This window comes from Sagittula sp. MA-2 (assembly GCF_030126985.1).
Taxonomy (GTDB): Bacteria; Pseudomonadota; Alphaproteobacteria; order Rhodobacterales; family Rhodobacteraceae; genus Sagittula.
In genome coordinates this window covers 2,889,088-2,905,000 of the sequence record NZ_CP126145.1, presented here as the reverse complement: position 1 = coordinate 2,905,000, position 15,913 = coordinate 2,889,088, and the positions used below count along the sequence as shown (strand labels likewise).

11 protein-coding genes and 2 rRNA genes (1 of these 13 cut by a window edge) are annotated in these 15,913 nt (G+C 63.8%); 5 read left to right on the top strand and 8 right to left on the bottom strand.

All coding sequences use genetic code 11. The features are described from left to right. Both QNI11_RS14075 and rrf read left to right on the top strand, forming a co-directional pair. Positions 1-2,076: ribosomal RNA gene (locus QNI11_RS14075) — 23S ribosomal RNA — on the top strand; it begins 1,371 nt to the left of the window's first position. Positions 2,077-2,214: 138 nt separating this feature from the next. Then, positions 2,215-2,329, top strand: a 5S ribosomal RNA gene (gene rrf, locus QNI11_RS14070). Between the two features lie 138 nt (positions 2,330-2,467). Here the strand turns inward: rrf and QNI11_RS14065 are convergent. Next, positions 2,468-4,558 (bottom strand): ATP-binding protein, encoded by a 2,091-nt coding sequence (locus QNI11_RS14065; RefSeq protein ID WP_283980603.1) that lies wholly within the window; start codon positions 4,556-4,558, stop codon positions 2,468-2,470. Between the two features lie 432 nt (positions 4,559-4,990). Here QNI11_RS14065 and QNI11_RS14060 point away from each other — a divergent pair, with 432 nt between their 5' ends. The 3 genes from QNI11_RS14060 to QNI11_RS14050 are packed head-to-tail and all read left to right on the top strand — an operon-like array spanning position 4,991 to position 6,920. Continuing rightward, positions 4,991-5,137: a hypothetical protein gene (locus QNI11_RS14060; RefSeq protein WP_283980602.1), complete on the top strand. Its 147-nt coding sequence runs from the start codon at positions 4,991-4,993 to the stop codon at positions 5,135-5,137. A 29-nt stretch (positions 5,138-5,166) separates the two neighbouring features. Continuing rightward, the gene (locus QNI11_RS14055; protein WP_283980601.1) at positions 5,167-6,480 is read left to right on the top strand and encodes an ATP-binding protein; all 1,314 of its coding nucleotides are present in this window, start codon (positions 5,167-5,169) and stop codon (positions 6,478-6,480) included. After that, a complete protein-coding gene (locus tag QNI11_RS14050; RefSeq protein ID WP_283980600.1) occupies positions 6,477-6,920 on the top strand; it encodes a response regulator in 444 nt (147 codons plus the stop codon). The genes QNI11_RS14055 and QNI11_RS14050 overlap by 4 nt, the downstream gene beginning before the upstream one ends. Before the next feature lie 19 nt (positions 6,921-6,939). Here QNI11_RS14050 and QNI11_RS14045 read toward each other — a convergent pair whose 3' ends face one another. The 7 genes from QNI11_RS14045 to nirD all read right to left on the bottom strand — a co-directional run bounded on the left by QNI11_RS14045 (position 6,940) and on the right by nirD (position 15,835). After that, positions 6,940-8,568: a CheR family methyltransferase gene (locus QNI11_RS14045; protein ID WP_283983512.1), complete on the bottom strand. Its 1,629-nt coding sequence runs from the start codon at positions 8,566-8,568 to the stop codon at positions 6,940-6,942. After that, positions 8,523-9,524: a chemotaxis protein CheB gene (locus tag QNI11_RS14040; RefSeq protein ID WP_283980599.1), complete on the bottom strand. Its 1,002-nt coding sequence runs from the start codon at positions 9,522-9,524 to the stop codon at positions 8,523-8,525. The genes QNI11_RS14045 and QNI11_RS14040 overlap by 46 nt, the downstream gene beginning before the upstream one ends. A gap of 62 nt (positions 9,525-9,586) precedes the next feature. Continuing rightward, complete coding sequence (locus QNI11_RS14035; RefSeq protein WP_283980598.1) at positions 9,587-10,000, bottom strand: response regulator; 414 nt, start codon at positions 9,998-10,000, stop codon at positions 9,587-9,589. Positions 10,001-10,080: 80 nt separating this feature from the next. After that, positions 10,081-11,709, bottom strand: coding sequence for a chemotaxis protein CheB (locus tag QNI11_RS14030; protein WP_283980597.1), 1,629 nt, complete (start codon positions 11,707-11,709; stop codon positions 10,081-10,083). A gap of 183 nt (positions 11,710-11,892) precedes the next feature. Beyond that, a complete protein-coding gene (locus QNI11_RS14025; RefSeq protein ID WP_283980596.1) occupies positions 11,893-12,852 on the bottom strand; it encodes a glycosyl transferase family protein in 960 nt (319 codons plus the stop codon). Continuing rightward, positions 12,849-15,506, bottom strand: a complete 2,658-nt coding sequence (locus QNI11_RS14020) for a nitrate reductase (protein ID WP_283980595.1) — start codon at positions 15,504-15,506, stop codon at positions 12,849-12,851. Before QNI11_RS14020 ends, QNI11_RS14025 begins: the two co-directional genes overlap by 4 nt. Next, positions 15,503-15,835, bottom strand: coding sequence for a nitrite reductase small subunit NirD (gene nirD / locus QNI11_RS14015; RefSeq protein WP_283983511.1), 333 nt, complete (start codon positions 15,833-15,835; stop codon positions 15,503-15,505). The genes QNI11_RS14020 and nirD overlap by 4 nt, the downstream gene beginning before the upstream one ends. Positions 15,836-15,913: the final 78 nt, after the last annotated feature.

The following is a 15,913-nucleotide window of genomic DNA, read 5'->3' as shown; positions in this document are numbered from 1 at the left end:
CGGGATGAGTTGTGCCTAGGGGTGAAAGGCCAATCAAACTCGGAGATAGCTGGTTCTCCGCGAAATCTATTTAGGTAGAGCGTCATCCGAATACCCCGGGGGGTAGAGCACTGGATGGGTAATGGGGCCCCACAGGCTTACTGATCCTAACCAAACTCCGAATACCCGGGAGTACTAGATGGCAGACACACTGCGGATGCTAACGTCCGTAGTGAAGAGGGAAACAACCCTGACCTCCAGCTAAGGCCCCCAATTCGTGGCTAAGTGGGAAAGCAGGTGGGACGACCAAAACAACCAGGAGGTTGGCTTAGAAGCAGCCATCCTTTAAAGATAGCGTAACAGCTCACTGGTCTAATCAAGTTGTCCTGCGGCGAAGATGTAACGGGGCTCAAGCCACGAGCCGAAGCTGAGGATGCGAGAGCATGGTAGCGGAGCGTAGTGTGATATAGCACTTATCTTTACTACCGCACTCGAGGTTGCACGGGCATTCGTGTCCAGGTGGCCGATAGGCGGTAGCACAAGATAAAGTGCTTTCTGTGAAGCCGGCGCGTGAGCGATCCGGTGGAGAGATCACTAGCGAGAATGATGACATGAGTAGCGACAAAGAGTGTGAGAGACACTCTCGCCGAAAGTCCAAGGGTTCCTGCTTAAAGCTAATCTGAGCAGGGTAAGCCGGCCCCTAAGGCGAGGCCGAAAGGCGTAGTCGATGGGAACCAGGTTAATATTCCTGGGCCAGAAGGATGTGACGGATTGTGGCGGCGTACGTCCCTTATCGGATTGGGGCGTATCCAAGACAGTTCCTGGAAATAGCCCTTCATGAGACCGTACCCTAAACCGACACAGGTGGACTGGTAGAGAATACCAAGGCGCTTGAGAGAACGATGTTGAAGGAACTCGGCAAAATACCTCCGTAAGTTCGCGAGAAGGAGGCCCGGTACATGAGTGCCGGGGGCACAAACCAGGGGGTGGCGACTGTTTATTAAAAACACAGGGCTCTGCGAAGTCGCAAGACGACGTATAGGGTCTGACGCCTGCCCGGTGCCTGAAGGTTAAAAGGAGGGGTGCAAGCTCTGAATTGAAGCCCAGGTAAACGGCGGCCGTAACTATAACGGTCCTAAGGTAGCGAAATTCCTTGTCGGGTAAGTTCCGACCTGCACGAATGGCGTAACGACTTCCCCGCTGTCTCCAACATCGACTCAGCGAAATTGAATTGCCTGTCAAGATGCAGGCTTCCCGCGGTTAGACGGAAAGACCCCGTGCACCTTCACTACAGCTTCGCACTGGCATCAGGCACAACATGTGCAGGATAGGTGGTAGACTTTGAAACCAGGACGCCAGTCCTGGTGGAGTCATCCTTGAGATACCACCCTTGTTCTGCTTGATGTCTAACCGCGACCCGTTATCCGGGTCCGGGACCCTGCGTGGTGGGTAGTTTGACTGGGGCGGTCGCCTCCTAAAGCGTAACGGAGGCGCGCGAAGGTTGGCTCAGAGCGGTCGGAAATCGCTCGTTGAGTGCAATGGCAGAAGCCAGCCTGACTGCAAGACTGACAAGTCGAGCAGAGACGAAAGTCGGCCATAGTGATCCGGTGGTCCCAAGTGGGAGGGCCATCGCTCAACGGATAAAAGGTACGCCGGGGATAACAGGCTGATACTGCCCAAGAGTCCATATCGACGGCAGTGTTTGGCACCTCGATGTCGGCTCATCTCATCCTGGGGCTGGAGCAGGTCCCAAGGGTATGGCTGTTCGCCATTTAAAGAGGTACGTGAGCTGGGTTTAGAACGTCGTGAGACAGTTCGGTCCCTATCTGCCGTGGGTGTAGGATACTTGAGAGGAGTTGCCCCTAGTACGAGAGGACCGGGGTGAACGATCCACTGGTGGACCAGTTGTCGTGCCAACGGCAGTGCTGGGTAGCTATGATCGGAAAGGATAACCGCTGAAGGCATCTAAGCGGGAAGCCCCCCTCAAAACAAGGTATCCCTGAGGGCCGTGGAAGACCACCACGTCGATAGGCCGGAGATGTAAGTGCAGCAATGCATTCAGTTGACCGGTACTAATGGCCCGATAGGCTTGATTTGATCCAGTAACAGCAAGGTTCATTACCCAAAGTTACGGACAACAAGCATACACTTCCAAAGTGTAACTTGGACAAACGCCGCAAAATGCGGGTTGATTGTCACGATGTTAAACAAACATCGTGGTTGGTTTTTACTCGGTTTGGTGGTCATAGCGTGAGCAAAACACCCGGATCCATTCCGAACCCGGCCGTTAAGTGCCACCGCGCCAATGGTACTGCGTCTCAAGACGTGGGAGAGTAGGTCACCGCCAAACCTAGCAAAAACCAACAAATCTATATTCGATGATCAGTAACGTAAAAGCCGCCGCAAGGCGGCTTTTGTCGTTTTTGCCCGCAAGTCGGTTCCCGAAAAGGCAGAAATGCTGCCCGCCGGTTAACACACGTCCGGTGTCTCAGTCTGCGGTTTCGTGGAAATGCAGCAGACCGAACAGATGCGTGACACGTTCACCACCTTCGGCCAGAGGCAGGAGCAGGCGCTCGACATTGACCGGCTGATCCGACAAGTTCAGGACGCGGGCGCTGGCGTAGTGCGCGGTGCCGCGCTGGCAGCGCCGATAGATCTGGGCCATGGGGCCGATCAGCCGCTCATGCGCATCCGTCATGACGGCACCGGTGGCGTCGTCACTGCCAAGCTGCGCCTCAAGGGCCGAGCCCGCCCACACGAAACGGAATTGATGTTTGCCGGTCTCGGGATTGAGGTCGCAGGATATGAGGCAGGCATTCTGGGGCATCTGAATCTGCAGGTCGTTTACTAGCGACCCGTCGGGAAGATAGCGCCCGAGCCGTGCCTTTTCATGCCAGATGTCGAAAACCTTGCGGAACTCGGGGGAGGGCAGGCGTTCGCGTATCCGCTGCGATTGGCGCAGTGAATGCTCGGTCAGGGATGCCCCTGGCAGCCGGTCAAGCTGGTCTAGCATCGTGGTCGCCAGGCCGTGTTCGGAGATCGGCTTGTTCAGATGTACCGGTGTTTCCGGCGTCGACGCGGCCGAGGAAATCCGGATGCATTTCGCACCGGGAATATACTCGCAGAGCGTTTCCAGCACCGAAGGCGCCACATCCGCCACGTGAACGAGATCGACGACGAGCAGGTCGTAAATCAGCTCGTCGCTCACCAGTTCCCGTGCCTCGACGATGTCGCTGGCCAAGGCAGTTTCGTAGCCAAGGCCGTTCAGCAGGTTCTGCAGACCGGGCCCGAGGTTCTCCGGGTTGGCCAGGATCAGCACGCGGGCATCGCCATGCAGCGTCCGGTCCTCGATGCCGCCCTCGGGGCCGATGACTTCGCCCCGCAGTTCGGCGCGGGCCATGTAGATGCGGATTTCCGTGCCCGCGCCGGGCGTGCTGTCGATCTCCAGCTTGCCGCCGCAGCGGCGCGCAAGGTCATACGCGGACCGGATGCCGATGCCGGTGCCCTTGCCCTTCGGTTTGGTGGTGAAGAACGGTTCACCCATTCGGTTAAGGACCTCGGGCGACATGCCGGCGCCAGTGTCGATGATCGACAGGCAGACGTAATCGCGGGCAAAGACACCCTCGGGGCATTCCGCACGAGGGACGTTCCGCAGCGCTACGGTCACCGTGCCGGGCCGTCCGCTTTCCGTGATGGCGTCATGCGCGTTCGAGACGATGTTGAAGATCACCGCAGCAAAGCGGCCCGGTTCGCAGAAGATCTGCCAGCGCTCTTCCGGCAGGTCCATGCGCAGGGCAGAGCGGCCGATCAGTTGCTGGATCAGACCCTTGTCGCGGTCCAGCATCGCCGCCGGGTCCGACAACTCGGCATGCAGATCGTCGGTGCGGGAAAAATCGAGCAACTGCCGCAGGAGCGACTGGCCGCGATCGATGGAGGCGTCCACTTCGGTGAAGAGGTCGGCTTCCACGCTGTCCTTCAGCTTGCGTGTGACAATGCGCTGCGCCGACTTCATCACCGAAAGGACGTTGTTCATATCGTGTACCACCGAGGCGACAAAGGCTCCCATGGTCTGCAGCTTGTCGCTCTGGCTGTTGCGCTTTTCGAGGACGCGGATGCGTTCGCGCTTGGTTTCAAGCCGGCGGACAAGCTGCGCGTTGGTGGCCTGCGCACGCTTCAGTTCGTCTTCCAGTTCGGCAATGCGTTCGACTTTCCGGGTGATGTCCACCAGCACGGCCAGAATGCTCGCGGTGCCGCTGTCGGCATGCATGGCGCCAAGCTGAACGCTCCAGGTACGTCCGGACACGATGTCGGGGTTCATCATGGCCTCGAATGTGGCCTTGCCGTCCCTGCGCACCCTGTTGAGCGCGTCGGCCACGCCACGCGCATCCGGTTCCGCCCACCAGGACAGGAAAGATTCTCCGGCAGGATCGGCGGCCGAATCCATGCCGAGATGGTCCCGTACATCCGGGCCAACCCAACGGATCGTGCCATCGGTTTCCAGGTAGATTGCGAGTGAAACGGGAAACTCCTCGGAACCTGTCTTCCGGGCGCGTTCGATTTCAAACGTCAGACCGCGCATCTCACCCCCGCGAGCGATAGTCATACCGTCCAACATTAATGAAATGTTAATGAATCCGCAAGCTTCCTGCGTATATCTTGTGGTTCAGGCCGGAAACCGCACACCGCATGGTCAGCTCGGAATCATACACCGGGAAGCTGCTGGCAACGTATGGCGACGCTGGTAGGCTGGGGCCGCGCGGTCAAGGGAGCAAGACAAGTGAAATCCTGACGCCAGACCTATCTGCTGCCCGTCATCGCACTGACCGCCTTGCTGAGCGTCATCCTGTGGGCCGGGCGGGAGGCCTCGATGATCGAGTCGAGAGCCCGCGATGTTGTCAGCGCCACGCTGCGGCTCGAACGCGCGATCGGCTAAGTCGGCTTTATCCATAACTTCAAGAATTACGTGCTGCGTCCACAGGAAACCCGTTATTTCACGGCCGCGCAGGAAGATATGGTGCGTGCGTTGGCGGCGTTGGAAGAGCTGGAGACCCTGATCGCCGACAACGGGCTGGATGCCAGCCTGAGAGAGCTGCACGCGACGCTCGACACATACACCGCCATGCTGGAACGCGCCCGCGCGCTGTCGGGGGGGGGCTGACTGAACGGGAACTGGATGCCCACCTGCGCGTGCCGGACGATGCCGCCGCACGGGACGTCTTTGCGTTCAGCGAACAGATCGATCGCGAGTTCAAGGAGCAGAGGTCCGCCTTCCTCAGGCTTCGTCTCCAGCTGCTGATGTCTGCCGCAATCTTCGTGATCGCCAGCTTTGCAATTGCGCAGTTGTACCGATCACGTGAACGCGCCGAGCAGCAAAGGCTCAGCAGGATGTTCGACACGATCGGATTGCACCTCGGGATCGTCGATCCCGCCGGTCGATTCGTCTTCTTCAATTCGGCCTTCGAGGAGCTGTTCAGGCATTTCGGTCAGACCGTATCGACCGGCGACATGCTGGATGACATCACCCGGCGCATCACGCCCTTCATCACGCATGAGGATGTGGTGACGCCGCCCGATGCGATTGCCGCCGGCGAACCCGACATCCGCGATGTGACTTTCACGGATGGCTCTGTTATCCGCCGGGCCTTGTACCGGCTGGACGATGGCCGCCAGGTGATCCTGCGCCGCGACGTGACCGAGCAGCACCGGCGGGAGGCGGAGTTCAACGCGGAGCGCGACCGCCTGATCGCAGATCTGAAGCGGTCGAACGTCGAGTTGGACAACTTCGCCGACATCGCGTCCCACGACCTTCGGGAGCCGTTGCGGGGCATCGCGATCAATGCCGGCTTCCTGCTGCGCAAGGAAGAGCTGCCGGAAACGGCGCGGGCGCGGGTGCTGCGCATTGTCGAGATGTGCGAACGCGAGCAGATGCTGATGGATTCGCTTCTGGAGTTTGCGCGGCTTGGCCGGTCCTCAGATCAGCATGACGTGGTCAACGATCCCGCCGCCGTGGTGAAGCAGATCGAGCACGACCTCATTTCGGCAGACACGAACCGGCAGGGCGCCATCGTGCTTGATAACGGGCTGCCGCCGGTAAGCGTGGATTTCGGCCGTCTCCGCAGCCTGTTCATGAACCTCATCGCGAACGGGTTGAAGTACAACGATTCCGACCGACCCGAAGTGCGCGTAGGTTTTCTCGGCCCGGTGTCCGGCGACAGCCACGGCCGTTTCTACGTCGCGGACAATGGCATCGGCGTGGCAGAGGATGACCGTAAAGCCATCTGGACCGCCTTCAGACGGATCAAGACGGGCAGGGACCATGGCCCCGGGTCGGGTGTTGGGCTGACCTTCGTCAAGCGCAATGTGGAAGGATACGGCGGCGAGATAGACTTTGACAGCACGGTCGGCCGGGGCACGACGTTCACCTTCACTCTGCCCCTGTCGGACAAGGTGCAGGCCGATGGCACCGTCGCGTCTGCCGGGACGAACGCGGGGAGATCATGAAACAAACACCGAATGTGATCGTGATCGAGGACAACGACGACGACTTCGAGGCGCTGAAGTTCGCCTTCGAGGAAGACGGCGCCCCCGGGCTGGACATCGAACGCTGCACCACCGGTCCCGAGGCGGAGCATGCTCTGGACCGTTTACGCGACAGGGCCGAAATCTCGCGCGAGGACAGGGTGCTCATCATACTCGATCTTCGCCTGCCCGGATTGTCCGGCTTCGACCTGCTGAAGACCATGCGCCACGATTCCCGTCTGCGCCGTATCCCCGTGGTCATCCTGTCGAGTTCCTCGAACCAGAGCGACGCGATCGAAAGCTACACCGCCGGGGCGAACGCCTACATCCGCAAGCCGCGCAATTTCGACGAATACGTGGATATGGTCGGCAGTTTTCGCACGTTCTGGACCGGCTGCGCAGAGCTTCCGGTGCTTGGCTGATCGGGGCTCGCGTTAGACCCTAGGAAAGGATCGGGCCCACCAGCAGGACGACGCCGTCGCCCATCGTGGTCCGGTCCGACAGGGGCCGCCCATTCATCCTGTACCGCACACCGTCCCGCCCCTCGAAAACGAAAGCGGCGGGTTTGTCGTGAAGCGCGGATTGCAGCAGCGCAGCGTTGAAGGCCAGCCGGTCCGCCTGCGGAACATGGAGGATCACCTCGTCCATCTGCCGCCCGATATCCTTTTCGTCCAGGGACAGCAGTTCCGCAAAGGCGCCGTTGAATTGCGACAGGCGCAACTGGCGATCCACGAGGGCCATGCCGAGGTCAAGCTGCGTCAGCACGTCGGCGACCTCTCCGAACAGGAAGCCGGCATAGTTGGCGGGTCCGTCCGACCCGGACCGCGCGACCTGCAACTCTTCCGTCAGGTTGCCGATCTCCTCGTGGCGCTCGGCCAGCTCGGTCTCGGCCACCAGCAGCCGGGCCTTCATCACCTGCCGTTCGGCGTAGATGTCCTGAAGATCCTGGACCGTCTCGGCCAGCTTGTCGTGCAGCGACGCGATCTCTGCCTTCAGGAGCACATCGTCCATGGTGTCGTGACCGCCCGTAGAAGCATCCGCGTCCAGGCCGGAGAGCGAATGTGCGGGATCGGGGAGGACGTTGAGCGTGAGGATGTAGGTTGTCTGATCGTCGGAAGAACTGGTGATATGGCACAAGCCTTCGACCTGCCGCGAGGGCGGGTGTCCGCCCGGGTCCATGGCCGGCATCCTGGCCTTTCCCGCCGCCGCGGCCTTGCGCATCAGAAGCGCCACGTTGACCGAAAGCGGATCGGGCAGCAGGTCGAGCAGGTTCGACGTGAACGTGCGGGAGCGGGGCATCTCGATGAACCGCTCGTAATCGCCGAAGGTCCGCTGGATCTCGCCCTCTTCGTTCAGGACAAACACCGCCGCACCGAGGTGGCGCAGGATGTCAGGCATCTCGACCATGACCAGCGACGCGACACCGTCCTGACGCGTCAGGGACAGCCGCGGCCCCTGCATCGGCTTTTCCCGCACCGAGTGGGGCAACAGGGCTGCACTTTCGGTTTCGTCCACCCGTTCCTCGCGCGTGTTCTCAAGGAAACGGCTGGTCCCGCGCATGGGTCGGAAGGCAGAACCATGAGCCGTGCTCACTTCGGGCGCACCGAGGAACAGCACGCCGCCGGGACGAAGGGCGCCGGAGAACCGGTCGAGCAGCAGTTTCTGGGTCTCCTGGTTGTAGTAGATCAGCGCGTTGCGGCAGACGATCAGGTCACATTGCGGGAAGGGCTGATCCTTGACCATGTCATGGCGCGAGAACACCACCTGCCGCCGCAGGAGCGGGTCGATCTCGAAGGTGCTGCCCTTGGCGATCAGGAGTTCGGGGCGCCTGTAGCGCGGCGGGATCTCGGACAGCGCCGCGTTCGGATAGATGCCGCGCTTGGCCTCTTCCGGCGAGGCGGCCTTGAGGTCGGTCGCATAGATGCGGAAATCGCGTTCCAGGCCGTGGCGCATCCGGAAGTCGTGACAGGCAAGGGCGAGGCTGTAGGCCTCCTCACCGGTCGAACAGGCCGCGCACCAGGTCTTCACCTGGCGCCCGGCGCTGGCACCGTCGCGGAAAAGCTGCGGCAGGACGACCTCCTCCAGCGCCTCCCATGCGTCGGGATCGCGAAAGAAACTGGTGACGCCACAAGGAACTCGTTCTGGAGAATGGCGACCTCTTCCCAGCTGCGAGAGATGTAGGTGATGTACTCGGGCAGGGTCTCGCACTTGCACAGCGCCATGCGTCGCAGGATGCGCCGATGGAGGGCGGGCCGCTTGAACCGCTTGAAGTCGATCTGCGAGGTGCCCGTCGCGAACTGCAGGAGCGTCTCGAACGACTCGCGGTAAGGGTGCAGCAGGACGCTGGCCTCGTCGACGAAGGTGCCGCGGAGGGCGATGACCTGCGCCAGTGCGTGGACCATCTTCTCAAGCCGGCCGATCCGGTCGATGAGGCCGCTCAGCATCGACGTCTTCGGGGTGAATTCTGTTGTGCCGCTGTCTTCCTCCAGCATGACGAAGCCATCGCCGCGCTTGATCTCGCGCAGGCCGAGGCCGCCGTCAGTGCCTATACCGGACAGCAGGATGCCCACGGCGAATTCGCCAAAGGTGGTGGCGACGCTGCTGAGAAGGGTATCGAGCGGACTGTTCGGGTCTGTCGTCTCCTGACCGTCCCGAAGCTCGAACCGGAAATCCGGGCGGCCGCCCGCACGGGCGGTGTCCGTCACGACGCGCACCGCTTTACCGCGCGGACAGACGAAGACGCGACCGCTTTCCACTATCATCCCGGTCTCGATCGGCAGGACAGGCAGCTTGCAGTTAGCGCCCAGCGTATCCGGCAGCTTGGCCGCGTCGGGTCCGTCATCACTCGTCGCGATGACGAAGCTGTGGCCGAAACCGACGGGCGCGGAGTCGAGCAGGCGGATGAGGGTGTCGGTCTGCCTATCCGAGGCGCCAACGGCGATCAGGAAGAACGGCGCGTTCTTCCCCGGATCGACGGCGCTGGCGGCAGGGGCATCTTCGCCCGCGTCGGTCCGGCCTGTCGTCATGTTCCCGCCCTGTCCCAAGTCCCTGTCCGGTGTGCGCGCCGCATCCTGCCTGACCCGAGGTGTCAGGACGACGGGTGCGCTTTGAAGTGTCGTGCCCACCGCATCGCGTTGTCGACGGCGGATTTCAGGGCACCCGCATCCATGCCGCGCTTTGGCATGTGGCGCAGAGCACCGCTCCTGAGCGCCGCCGCCGCGACCTTTTTGTTGCCCTGTCCAGACAGAACGATGATCGGCAGGGTGGGCCAGTGCTTGTGGATCTCGTCCACGAGGTCGAGGCCGTCCTCGCCGTCCAGCCGGTGATCGACCATCACGCAGTCGACCGCGGCCTTGCGGATCTCCTCGAGTGCGCCCTCTGACCCGTCCGCCTCCAGCACGGTTTCGATGCCGATGGTCCGGGCGAGATCGGCGATCAGTTCGCGATCCTCGGGAAAGTCATCCACGACCAAGAGGCGCACGGATCCGAATGCATTGGACATCTCTCAAAACACCTCCTTAATGCTGTCGCGCGTCCTGCCCACCGCGGTTCAGAAAGCCTGATCCGCGTTCAGCGAAACCGTCACAACCATATCCGCCGGGCCCGGGTAGCTGACCGACAGCACCCCGCCGTGCAGGCAGCCACGCGCTTGCAGAACTCCAGCCCGAAGTCGGTGGCGGAGGTTCTGGCAGAGGCGCCGCTGGCCCGTCCGGATGCCCCGACGCTTTCGGGCATGACATCGTGGGCGGGGCAGCGCATCTGGATCGCAACGGCCCCGCCGCCATCGGGGGCCTTCGCCTCGGACAGCCGGATCTTCGCCGGCTTTGACGTCGCGCCTGCGTCCAAGGCAATGCGCAGCAGGGTTTCGAACATCTCCGTCAGCAGCGCGCGGCTGACCTTCGCCTGCACGTCCGGGCTGAGGTAGATCAGCAGGTTGCGGCAGATGATGAGGTCGGTCTGGGTGTAGGGCGGGTCCTCGACCACTTTGTGCACCGCAAAGACGACGCGGTTGCGGATGGAGGGCACGATGCGGAACACGCCGGACTGGAATTCGACGTAGCCCTTCTGCACGAGGTCGTCGGGTATCTCCTCGCGGATCTGTTCGGAGTAGACGCCCTGTTTCGCCGCGGCGATGGCCGCTTCGTTCACGTCCGTGGCGTAGACCCGGAAATCGCGCGCGATGCCGTTGGTCGTCCGGTAGTCTTCCAGCATCATCGCGGCGGAATAGGCCTCTTCGCCGGTCGAACACCCGACGGACCAGATCCGAAGCGGCTGCTCAGTGTTGCCGCTGGCGAACAGGTCTTCGAGGATCTTCTCCCGGCAGGCGTGCCAGACCGGCAGGTCGCGGAAGAAGTTGGTGACCCCGACAAGGAATTCCCGCGACAGGACATTCACCTTGGCGGTGTCGTCCCTGAGTTCTGCCAGGTAGGCCTCCGGGCTTTCGTGTCCCTTCAGCGCCAACCGCCGGGCAATGCGGCGTTTCAGGGTCGGCTCCTTGTAGCGGGAGAAGTCGATCTCGGCCTGATCGCTGACCAGCTTGACAATCTTGTGGTAGGTCGCCGTGTCCTTCGAGAACATCTCTCCGACTTTGATGATCCCCTTGTCGCGCATCTCGATGTAGCGCGACATCTCCTCGATCATGTCGTCGGGCGACAGCACCATGTCGACCAGCCCGGTGGCGATTGCGGTGCGGGACATGCCGTCGAACCCGGCGGTCTTCGGTTCCTGCACGAGGACGAAGCCGTCGTTGTCCTTGACCGCGCGGATCCCCCGGCTGCCGTCGGACCCCGTGCCCGACAGCACGATGGCGATGCCGCGCCCGCGCACCGCCTCTGCCAGCGAGGTAAAGAAAATGTCGATGGGCAGGTTCAGCGCCGGGCGGGGCGACGGTTCGACCAGCGAGAATCGCAGGCCCTTGTTGCCCTGCGATTCCTCGATCCCGTCGTCGAGCCGGGGGCTGCTGTCACCCCGAGTGCCCTGGATGACGATGTTGGACCTTGGCGGGATCAGGTAGATGCAGCCGCGTTCGACCGGCAGGTTGTCGGTGATCTTGCGCACGGGCAGCACCGTTGTGCGCCCGAGTATCTCGGTCATGAGCGACTTGTAGTCCGGCGATATGTGCTGGACAATGACGAAGCTGTGCGGAAAGTTTTCCGGGACCTGCGAAATCACCTGCTTGATGGCGTCGAGGCCACCGGCGGACGCGCCCACGCCGATCAGGTAGAATTAGTCGTCCACCTGGCCGAGATTGCGCGCCGGGTTCTGGCCATCGTCGGTCTTTGTCTCGTTCATCTATGCTCCACGGTGCCACGGCAAGCCCGAGTAGCATTTCCACGCCAGAACGCTTTGCCTACCGCCTAAGGTTAGGTCGTCCCTGCCTTAATTGCGTGTGGCTTAAGCCGTCCCGCGGGGCGTAGCGGGGCGGGTGTGGCGGTCGGACCAGAGCGCATCGACCGCGTCATCGACACCCAGTGTCCGGAGCGCCAGCGCGGCGGTGCCCAGCACCATCTGCCGCGCGAAATCGGGCCCCTCGTCGTTGTCCCAAAGATCCAGAAGTGCGCTTGCTGGAAGGTCCAGATCCGCGAGGCGGCGGCTGTCGTCGACCAGCGCGGGTAGGTCTTCCTCCCAGCGGTGGCCATCGCGCAGGCCGAAGCCTTCGATGACCTTGCCGGGGTGACGCTCGAATTCTCCGCCACCGCCCTTGATCACCGTCATCTGCCGGCAGCCCATGAGGGCCGCCGCGTCCTGCTGGAGCAGGCGATAGGGCGGATGGAAGACACCCTGAACGCTGGCACCGGCCCGGCCCGGGTTGAGCATCCGGCAGACCGTGTTCACGCAGGACCGCAACCCGAACACGCGGCGCAGGTCGAGCAGCGCGAAAAGGGCAGGGTGCAGATCCTCGAGCGGCAGGTAGACGATGCCGTTGGCATCCAGTGCAGCGGCGGCCTCCTGCGGTGTGCGGGCCACGGCGATCCCGAGCGTCCCCAGCCCGTCGCGCACCGCGCCGTCGGCGCCGTTCCAGCCATGCAGCATCACCCGGCGGTCCGAGGCGGCCAGAAGTTTCGCCGACAGCAGGAACCACGGCAGCCCCCGTGTCCGGCCCGCGGCGTAGGACGGCCAGTCGAGATCGGTTTGGGGCAGGGGCGGCAGCGCCTCCTGCGCGGCGCGGGCAAAGCCTGCGATCTCCTCCGCCGTCTCGCCCTTCATCCGCATCAGCATCAGGCAGGCGCCCACGGCCTGCGGTTCCGCGCCCTGCAGCATCAGGGACATGGCGTCGAACGCCTCGTCCTCGGTCAGGGACCGGGACCGTCCGGGGCCGCGCCCCAATGTCCTGACGTGTTCGGACAAGCTCACTCGGCAGCTTCCTTCGACCTTGCGGCCGCCAGGAGGGCGGCCAGTTCCGGACGACAGGAGCCACAGTTCGTGCCCGCCTGCAAGGCCGCGCCGATGGCGTCGACGCTCATCAGGCCCTGTTCCTCGATCCCGCGCAGGATCGTGTTCACGCCCACGTCGAAGCAGGAACAAAGGATCGGCCCGGGGTCGGGTCGGTCCGCCGGGGCGCGCCCGCTGAGCAGGCTCAGGTCGGGCACCTCGGGCAACGTGGCCACGTAGTCGCGCATCACGGCGACCGGCTCCGGCGAGACGAAGATCGCCGCCACCAGCCGGCCGCCTTCGCGGAAGGCCAGCCGCGCGGTGCCGCGGCCCGGATCGGCCATGACGGCGACCTCGGCATCGGGTAGACCGAAGAGGCGGCGCGCCTCGGCCTCCCAGTCGTCGGGCGCGGTGTGGCCTGCCAGTTCCGCCCGGTGCCCGGCCCGCGTGACGGACCGCGCCCAGTAGGCCGATGTGGGGCTGAAGGGCCGGGTGGAGACGGCGAAAGCATACCAGGCGGCCTTCATCCGCGTGACCTTCACCACCGATGCCTTGCTTTCCGGCTGGCCGGAGACCGGGTCCACGACCGGGGCGACCACCGCGTCGATGCGTGCTGCCGGCGCCGTTTCACCGGTCCAGTGCATCGGGGCGAAGACCTGGCCGGGAAGGACCGCGTCGGTGATCCGGGCGCGCAGAATGGCCCGGCCGTGCGGGCTCTGGACCTCCACCAGATCGGCGGCGCCGAGACCAAGGTCTCCCGCGTCGTCGGGATGGATTTCAAGGAACGGCTCCGCAAGGTGGGCGGCGAGGCGGGGCGAGAGCGCCGTGCGCGTCATGGTGTGCCACTGGTCCCGCACGCGCCCGGTGTTCAGCCGGAAGGGATAGCGCGGTTCGGTGCGTGCGGCGGGGGCGCGCCATGTGACGGGCACCAGCCGCGCGCGGCCATCGGCGTGGAAGAACCGGCCATCTGCAAAGAAGCGTCCGCCCTCGCGGCTGGCAGTGACCGGCCAGCGCACCGGGGTCATCTGGTCATAGCCCTCTGCGTCCATCTGGGACAGGCCGGAGATGTCGAAGTCCTTGCCGAACCTGCCCGCGATCCCGGAGAGCGTGGCGTATTCGCGGAAGATCTCGAGCGGGCTGTCATAGTCGAACGCGGCATGCCAGCCCATCCGCTGCCCGACCTCCGCAAGGATGGCCCAGTCCGGGCGCGCCTCGCCCGGGGCAGGCAGAACCGCCCGCTGACGAGAGATCGTGCGATCGGAATTGGTGACGGTGCCGTCCTTCTCTGCCCAGCCGGTGGCGGGCAGGATCACGTCGGCGAGCCGCGCGGTATCCGTCTCGGCGGTGATGTCGCTGACCACGGTGAAGGGGCAATCGCGGATGGCGTCGCGGACCCGGTCGGCGTCCGGCATGGAGACGGCGGGGTTGGTATGGATGATCCACAGTGCCTTGATCCGTCCGTCGCCCACGGCGCGGAACATGTCGACGGCCTTCAGGCCGGGCGTGTCGGGCGCTTGCGGCGCCTCCCAGAAATCGCGAACGGCGGCGCGGTGGTCGCAGTTTTCCAGGTCGAGATGGCAGGCCAGCATGTTGGCAAGCCCGCCGACCTCGCGGCCGCCCATGGCGTTGGGCTGGCCCGTCACCGACAGGGGACCGCAGCCCGGTTTGCCGATCCGCCCGGTGGCCAGGTGGCAGTTGAGGATGGCGTTGACCTTGTCGGTGCCCGACGACGACTGGTTCACGCCCTGGCTGAAGATGGTGACGACCTTCTCGGTCCCCATCCACATGCGGCAGAAGCGGTCGATGTCACGTGGGTCCAGCCCGGTCACTGACACGTCGTCCGACGCGGCAGAGGCAAGGGTGGCGTTGAAGCCCGACGTGTTGGGCAGGTAGGCCGCGTCCAGCATCCCGTTTTCGTAGAGCGCGGCGAAGAGGTGGTTGAACAGCGCCACGTCGCTGCCCGGGACGAGCTTTAGGTGCAGGTCGGCGCCGTCGCAGCTTGCCGTGCGGCGCGGGTCGATGACGATCAGCCGGGTGCCCTTGGCCTTCCGCGCCGCGATCAGACGCTGGTAAAGCACCGGGTGACACCACGCGAGGTTGGAGCCGACCAGCACGACGAGGTCGGCCTCCTCGATATCTTCGTAGGTCTGAGGGACCGTGTCGGTGCCGAAGGCGCGCTTGTGCCCGGCCACGGTCGACGCCATGCAGAGCCTTGAATTCGTGTCGATATTCGCCGAGCCGATGAACCCTTTCATCAGCTTGTTGGCGACGTAATAGTCCTCGGACAGCAACTGGCCGGAGACATAGAAAGCCACGCTGTCGGGGCCGTGCGTCTCAACCGTCTCGCGGAACCTGTCGGCGACGAGTTGCAGCGCCTCGTCCCATCCGGCATCGGCACCGTTCACCCGGGGCCTCATCAGCCGGTGGCCGAGGCCCACGGTCTCGCCCAGTGCCGATCCCTTTGAGCACAGGCGCCCCAGGTTGGCGGGGTGGTCCGGGTCGCCCTTGACCGTGACGCCGCCCGCGCCGTCCGGCGACAGCAGGACGCCGCAGCCCACACCGCAATAGGGACAGGTGGACCGCACCTGACCCGCGGCAACGCCTTCGGCCTCCGGGAAAGGCGCGGCAGCCGTCATGCGGCAGTCCTCCGGGCGAGGGCGGTGGTGTCCATCAGGATGCGGCCGTCCTCGACGCGCAGCGGGTAGGTTGCCACCTGCTCGCTGTCGGCGCCCTGTGCCGCACCTGTGTTCAGGTCGAAGACCCGGTTGTGCAGCGGGCAGGTCACTTTCTGGCCGTGCACGATGCCCTCCGACAGCGGGCCGCCCTTGTGCGGGCAGGCATCCGCCGTCGCGAAGACGGTCGTTTCGTCGGTGCGGAAGACCGCGATGCAGCCCTCCGATGTCCTGACCAGCCGCGCGCCGCGCACCGGCACGTCCGCGAGCGCTCCGATATCGATCCAGCTCATGTTCAGACCCCTTTCGATCTGCGTGCCCTCGGGCACATCACGCCCGGCCATGCCGGGTCATCCCTGTCCGGCGCCCCG